The following is a 6,200-nucleotide window of genomic DNA, read 5'->3' on the forward strand; positions in this document are numbered from 1 at the left end:
GAATATCGCTCATGTTGGCACAGGCGTCATAACGGTAGAATCGCGGCGTTTTTATTCAGGATCAGGATCAGGGATATGTCGTACCGCGTCGTCAGCATGGTGTTGCTGTTTTTGAGCTTTGGCGCGGCGGCGCAAAGTCCTGCGATCTCGCCTGCCATTTCTTACACCCGCGACATCCAGCCGATCTTCACCGAGAAGTGCGTGGCCTGCCATGCGTGCTACGACTCCGCCTGCCAGTTGAACCTGGGCAGCGGTGAAGGCGCGGCCCGTGGCGCGAGCAAGATGCCGGTCTACGACGGCGAACGCACTCAGGCAGCGCCGACCACGCGGCTGTTCTACGACGCTTTTGGCAAACGTGCCTGGCAGCAGAAAGACTTCTATTCGGTACTCGACGCCCAGGGCAGTCAGGCGGCACTGATGGCGCGCATGCTGGAATTGGGGCACAAAACGCCACTGACACCCAACGCCAAATTGCCGGAGGACATCGTCCTCGGCCTGCAACGGGAAAACATGTGCGCGATGCCGGCCGAGTTCGACGGCTATGCCGGCGCCCACCCGAAAGAGGGCATGCCGCTGGCGGTCACCGGCCTGACCAACCAGCAATATCAGACGTTGCAGCGCTGGCTGGCGTCCGGCGCGCCGATCGATGAGCAGGGCCTGGCGCCGAGCGCCAAGGAAGCGCTGCAGATCGTGCAGTGGGAAAACCTGCTCAACCAGCCTGGCGCGCGGGAGAGTCTGGTCGGGCGCTGGCTGTATGAGCACTGGTTCCTGGCGCACATCTACTTCAAGGACGGCGAGCCGGGGCATTTCTTCCAGTGGGTGCGTTCGCGCACGCCGACCGGCCAGCCGATCGACCTGATTGCCACCCGTCGCCCGAACGATGATCCGGGCACCCAGGTGTATTACCGCCTGTGGCCGGTGCAGGGCGTGATCGTGCACAAGACCCACATCACTTATCCGCTGAGTGCGGCGAAGATGGCGCGGGTCAAAAGCCTGTTCTACAACGGCAACTGGCAGGTTCATGCATTGCCGGGTTACGGGCCGCAGAGCCGGGCCAACCCGTTTGCGACCTTCGAAGCGATTCCGGCGCAGGCGCGTTATCAGTTCATGCTCGATAACGCCGAATACTTCGTGCGCACGTTCATTCGCGGCCCGGTATGCCGTGGCCAGATCGCAACTGACGTGATCCGCGATAATTTCTGGGCGCTGTTCCAGGCGCCGGAACATGACCTGTATATCACCGATCCGAACTATCGCGGCCAGGCCACGCCGTTGCTGGCCATGCCGGGGCAGAACGACGATGTCGGCAGCGTCCTGAGCCTGTGGCACGACTATCGCAACAAGCGAAACAAGTACGAAGCCTTGCGCCGTGACAGCTACGCCGACCAACCGGCGCCGAGCTGGTCGACCCTGTGGGCGGGCAACGACAATGCGCTGTTGAGCATCTTCCGCCACTTCGACAGCGCGTCGGTGACCAAAGGCCTGATCGGCGAAGTGCCGCAGACCATGTGGCTGTTCGACTATCCGCTGCTGGAGCGCACCTATTACCAGTTGGCGGTCAACTTCGATGTATTCGGCAACGTCTCCCATCAGGCGCAGACCCGACTGTACTTCGACCTGATCCGCAATGGCGCCGAACAGAATTTCCTGCGTCTGATGCCGGCCGATTCCCGCGAGGACTACCTCGACGATTGGTATCAGAGCAGCGGCCAATTCAAAATGTGGCTGGACTATGAGTCCATCGACGACGACAAGCCAACGGCGCTGAAACTCGACGGAAAAGACCCGAAACATGTCTTCGCCATGCAGTTGCTCGCCCGTTATGGCGACCTCAACGCACGGCCCGATCCGATCAATCGCTGCGTGGATGCCTACTGTTCGCGGCCGAACATCGACCCGGCGCTGCAAAACGCCGAACAGGCGCTGAGCCGTCTGACGGCGCGTCCTGCGGCGGGGCTGAAAGTGATCGATCAGTTGCCGGAAGCGACCATGCTGCGCATCGAAACGGCCAGCGGCAAACGCGAGGTCTACAGCCTGCTGCGCAACCGCGCCCACAGCAACGTGGCGTTCCTGCTCGGTGAGTCACTGCGCTATCAACCGGGCCTCGACACCCTGACCATTTATCCGGGCGTGCTGAGCAGCTACCCGAACTTCATGTTCAACATCCCGGCGGATCAGGTGCCGGCGTTTGTCGATGCCATGGAAAGCGCGAAGGATGCGCCGCAGTTCGAGAAGATCGTCGAACGTTGGGGTATTCGCCGCAGCCATCCGCAGTTCTGGTTCTATTTCCATGACCTGAGCCAGTACATCCATGAAACCGACCCGGTGGAAGAGGGCGTGCTGGACATGAACCGGTACGAGAATCTTTGATCGTTTGATCGATGGCAGCAGTCCCAATCCTGTGTAGCACGGGATCGGGAGCGCCATCGATGTTGATTTCAGTGCAGGCCCTGCGAGCGCTCGCCGCGTGGGCGGTGGTCTGCCATCACTTCATGCAGATTTTCTTCGACTCGGTGTATCTGATGCACGTGCTGGTGCTGTCGGGCAGGCGCTTATCTGGCCCGACGCTATGGGATCAACCCGTATTTGATGTTATTTGTCTGTGCGCTGGCCATCGGAGACGCTTCATGGCTGAGCTGCGAATGGGTAGAAAAACGCAGCTATCCGTGGCTTAAAGCGCGGATTGACGGCGAACCTGGCGCTTGGCCGATTTGCGAACTATTCCTACGTAAATACTAGGACTTTGTGCCGCGCGCCGATTGGCGTAAACTCCGCCTCAAGCCTGCGAGGAGTTTCCATGACCGCTATTACCATTACCGACGCCGCCCATGATTACCTGGCCGATCTGCTTTCCAAGCAGAACACCCCGGGTATTGGCATCCGCGTCTTCATCACCCAGCCTGGCACCCAGTACGCCGAAACCTGCATTGCCTATTGCAAGCCGGGCGAAGAGAAACCTGAAGACACAGCGCTGGGGCTGAAAAGCTTCACCGCCTACATCGACTCGTTCAGCGAAGCGTTCCTCGACGATGCTGTCGTCGACTACGCCACCGACCGCATGGGCGGCCAGCTGACCATCAAGGCACCGAACGCCAAAGTACCGATGGTCAACGCCGACAGCCCGGTCAACGAGCGCATCAACTATTACCTGCAAACCGAAATCAACCCGGGGCTGGCCAGCCACGGCGGTCAGGTCAGCCTGATCGATGTGGTTGAAGACGGCATTGCCGTGCTGCAGTTCGGCGGCGGTTGCCAGGGCTGCGGCCAGGCGGACGTCACCCTGAAGGAAGGCATCGAGCGCACCTTGCTCGAGCGCATTCCGGAGCTCAAGGGCGTTCGCGACGTGACCGACCACACGCAGAAAGAAAACGCCTACTACTAAGGCGTTCGCTGCGGCATAAAAAACGGCGCCCCGTGAGCGCCGTTTTTTTATGGTCGATACAAATGCGCATGCCCCGCGCGATACAGCGACGATTCACTGAAATGATCGCTGCCCAACACCCGCCCGACCAGAATCAGTGCCGTACGCCGAAACCCCTTGGCGGCCACCTTCGCGGCAATATCCTCCAGCGTCCCGACCACCCAGTCCTGATCCGGCCACGTCGCCCGGTGGATCACCGCGATCGGGCAGTCCGCACCATAGTGCGGCAACAACTCGACGAGGATCTTCTCCAGATGATTGACCCCCAAATGAATCGCCATGGTCGCCCCGTGCTGCGCGAGGTTACCCAGTTCTTCCCCGGCGGGCATCGCGGTCTTGTCCGCGTAACGGGTCAGGATCACGCTTTGCGAGATGTCCGGCAAAGTGAGTTCGGCACCCAACAACGCCGCACAGGCAGCAGTGGCGGTTACGCCGGGGACAATCTCGAACGGGATGTCCAGCTCGTGCAGATAACGGATCTGCTCGCCGATGGCGCCATACAGGCTCGGATCGCCCGAATGCACCCGCGCCACGTCCTGGCCCTTGGCATGGGCGGTCTTGATCAGATCGATGATCTGTTCCAGATGCAGTTCGGCGCTGTTGACCACGGTTTCAGCCGAATGACCGTCCAGCACCGCCGCCGGCACCAGCGAACCTGCATAGATGATCACCGGGCAGCTGCGAATCAGTCGCTGACCTTTGACAGTGATCAATTCCGGGTCGCCGGGGCCGGCGCCGATGAAGTAAACGGTCATCGTTGGATCCTGTGAAAGTAGGGCAGGTCGAGGCTTCAAGAGCAGTTCAGATGAAGAATGCTCATGATCGAAAGCGGGGATTATCGGGAATTTACGCCGCGCCGGCCAATGCCAGGGTTGCCTGGGCGTATTTTTGTCTGGAAATCAGCAGTTTTGCCGGGGCCTGGATCAGTTGTTCGGCAAGCGCCAGTGCGGCGCTTTCCGCCACGCCGTAGCAACCGGTGCGTTCGAAAGCGATCTGCGAATGGTGACTCAGGCGTTGCTGATAACTGGCCAGTTCTTCGCTGCTGAAATACAGCAGCGGCAGCGCCAGTTGTGCCGCCAGTTCCTGCAGGCCGGGTTCGTCGCGTTTCAGGTCGATACTGGCCAGGGCCTTGACCGCTTCGAGTTCGATGCGATGCGCCTGCAGGGCCTGGTCGAGCAAGGCGCGCAGCGTACTGGCCGGGCAGCCGCGCTGGCAGCCCAGGCCGACCACCAGAGTCGGCGCTGCGCTGTCATCGGTCATGCGTGGTATTGACCATCGCTTTTGCGGCGGAACAACCAGGCGCTGATCAGGCCCAAGGCCAGCCAGAACGCCACATTGGTCAGCTGCGAAGCGATTTTGAACTGAGCTTCCAGTGCTTCCGGCGCGAGCATCGAGTGCACTTCCGGTTGCGGGGCGCCGATCACGTGTGGCACAGCGAGAATCGCCACGCCGAGGATCTTCAGCAACCAGTTGCCACCGAACGCGATCAATGCCAGGCCGACAGCGGTCGACGCGGCGGTGCCGATCCACCACATCTGGCGCGACGCCAGGTCTGCAGCGGCGGTGCCCGGCAGCTCAGGCGGCAGGCCCAGTGTCGGTGCGAGTACGAAAGTCGCATAACCGGCCAGACCCCAGAGCAGGCCTTGCGAGGTCTTGGTCGGCGCACGCAGCGTGTAAAGACCGGCCAGCATCAGGGCGAAACCCACGGCCACGACCAGATTGCCGCCGGTAGTGGACACCACGCGCTGCCAGCCGTCTTCCGGCTCCCAGGCTTCGGCGTCGTGGGTGTGGGCGGCGGTGCCAGCGGCGTGTTCGTGAACGGCGGCAACCGGCTCGGCTTTCTCGAAAGTCTCTGCCTGAAGAATCAGCGGCGACACCCAGAAGCTTTGCAGCAACGTCAGGAGCAGGGCGGCCAGAAGGCCGGTGAAACCTGCGGTCTGCGCAATACGCTTGATCATGTCGTCGGGTCTCAGTGGCACGGGAACGCGGCGCTGTGGCGGGTATCGTGAGCGGCGTTGTGAACCGCTTCGATGTGCGAGAAACCGGCGAAATAGACCAGGCTGGCACCCAGGATCGACGCGAAGATCGCAGCGGTCAGGCGTTGGCTCAGGGTGGTGGTGCTGGAGATTTTGTCCGTGTTGCTGCCGGTGCTGCTGATGATCGACATGGCGCTTCCCTCTGGAGTGTCAGCGGGTGAACGGTGCGCATGAAAACCCCTGCGAGTCGGGCACGCAGAGGTTCGAACAGCGCCCGCCCACCGCGGGTTTGTTATGTTCAGTGACGCAAGATGCGTACTGTGTGTTGCGGGCCGGTCTCCGGGCTCACGAGGGGTGGCTGTCTGCCGACCTGTTAGCGTCACCTTCCCATGCCCTTGGGCACAGTGGATCTGACGCTCTCTCGCTTACCGTTGCGGGGGCAGCACCGGACTGACATGGCTTTAGAGTAAAGCACATGATTCACCGGTTTCCCGTTTCACCCTTTGCAGGGCACCCGTAACAAGTTGTGTAGGAGACCATGGGTTGGGGAATTTAGTCAATTTTGTGGGCATATCCGTTTTTGTGGGCATATCCGTTGCTGCGGTTATGGCCACTTAGGGTTCCGACCTTACGGCGGGTCACTTTTTCCAAACGCCCGGAGTGCCGGCCCAGAAAAAAGTAACCAAAAAGGCTTTACCCTGACGTTCGGCCCCTCGCTGAGGCTCGGGGTTCCTTCGCTCCGGGATTGATCCGGGGGCATCGCCTACGGTTTGCTTCGCTGCACCTCCTCTCGATGTGTTTGG

At 61.0% G+C, this 6,200-nt stretch carries 6 protein-coding genes, 1 pseudogene and 1 riboswitch; of the genes and pseudogenes, 3 read left to right on the forward strand and 4 right to left on the reverse strand.

The window, feature by feature from the left end:
* The first annotated feature begins 75 nt into the window (after nucleotides 1–75).
* The 3 genes and pseudogenes from AC1RMX_RS15000 to nfuA all read left to right on the forward strand — a co-directional run bounded on the left by AC1RMX_RS15000 (nucleotide 76) and on the right by nfuA (nucleotide 3,382).
* Nucleotides 76–2,370, forward strand: a complete 2,295-nt coding sequence (locus AC1RMX_RS15000) for a fatty acid cis/trans isomerase (RefSeq protein WP_096819959.1) — start codon at nucleotides 76–78, stop codon at nucleotides 2,368–2,370.
* Nucleotides 2,371–2,510: 140 nt separating this feature from the next.
* Nucleotides 2,511–2,739 (forward strand): annotated as a pseudogene (locus AC1RMX_RS15005) (acyltransferase family protein); the annotation flags it as partial.
* Between the two features lie 58 nt (nucleotides 2,740–2,797).
* Complete coding sequence (nfuA, locus tag AC1RMX_RS15010; RefSeq protein ID WP_003225494.1) at nucleotides 2,798–3,382, forward strand: Fe-S biogenesis protein NfuA; 585 nt, start codon at nucleotides 2,798–2,800, stop codon at nucleotides 3,380–3,382.
* A 47-nt stretch (nucleotides 3,383–3,429) separates the two neighbouring features.
* Here nfuA and cobM read toward each other — a convergent pair whose 3' ends face one another.
* The 4 genes from cobM to AC1RMX_RS15030 form a co-directional block, all read right to left on the reverse strand.
* Nucleotides 3,430–4,176 carry a precorrin-4 C(11)-methyltransferase gene (gene cobM / locus AC1RMX_RS15015; RefSeq protein WP_493072468.1) on the reverse strand — a complete coding sequence of 249 codons (747 nt, stop codon included), beginning with the start codon at nucleotides 4,174–4,176 and terminating at the stop codon, nucleotides 3,430–3,432.
* A 91-nt stretch (nucleotides 4,177–4,267) separates the two neighbouring features.
* Nucleotides 4,268–4,681 carry a cobalamin biosynthesis protein gene (locus AC1RMX_RS15020; RefSeq protein ID WP_085730754.1) on the reverse strand — a complete coding sequence of 138 codons (414 nt, stop codon included), beginning with the start codon at nucleotides 4,679–4,681 and terminating at the stop codon, nucleotides 4,268–4,270.
* Nucleotides 4,678–5,379 carry a CbtA family protein gene (locus AC1RMX_RS15025; protein ID WP_192558150.1) on the reverse strand — a complete coding sequence of 234 codons (702 nt, stop codon included), beginning with the start codon at nucleotides 5,377–5,379 and terminating at the stop codon, nucleotides 4,678–4,680. Before AC1RMX_RS15025 ends, AC1RMX_RS15020 begins: the two co-directional genes overlap by 4 nt.
* Before the next feature lie 11 nt (nucleotides 5,380–5,390).
* Nucleotides 5,391–5,588 carry a CbtB domain-containing protein gene (locus tag AC1RMX_RS15030; protein ID WP_016983301.1) on the reverse strand — a complete coding sequence of 66 codons (198 nt, stop codon included), beginning with the start codon at nucleotides 5,586–5,588 and terminating at the stop codon, nucleotides 5,391–5,393.
* Between the two features lie 122 nt (nucleotides 5,589–5,710).
* Nucleotides 5,711–5,930: riboswitch (cobalamin riboswitch) on the reverse strand.
* Nucleotides 5,931–6,200: the final 270 nt, after the last annotated feature.

Source organism: Pseudomonas sp. GW822-FHT03F04, assembly GCF_058801405.1.

Coding starts and splice junctions, on each gene's coding strand:
- AC1RMX_RS15000 (WP_096819959.1), top strand. CDS start 76: ATGTCGTACCGCGTCGTCAGCATGGTGTTGCTGTTTTTGAGCTTTGGC.
- nfuA (WP_003225494.1), top strand. CDS start 2,798: ATGACCGCTATTACCATTACCGACGCCGCCCATGATTACCTGGCCGAT.
- cobM (WP_493072468.1), bottom strand. CDS start 4,176: ATGACCGTTTACTTCATCGGCGCCGGCCCCGGCGACCCGGAATTGATC.
- AC1RMX_RS15020 (WP_085730754.1), bottom strand. CDS start 4,681: ATGACCGATGACAGCGCAGCGCCGACTCTGGTGGTCGGCCTGGGCTGC.
- AC1RMX_RS15025 (WP_192558150.1), bottom strand. CDS start 5,379: ATGATCAAGCGTATTGCGCAGACCGCAGGTTTCACCGGCCTTCTGGCC.
- AC1RMX_RS15030 (WP_016983301.1), bottom strand. CDS start 5,588: ATGTCGATCATCAGCAGCACCGGCAGCAACACGGACAAAATCTCCAGC.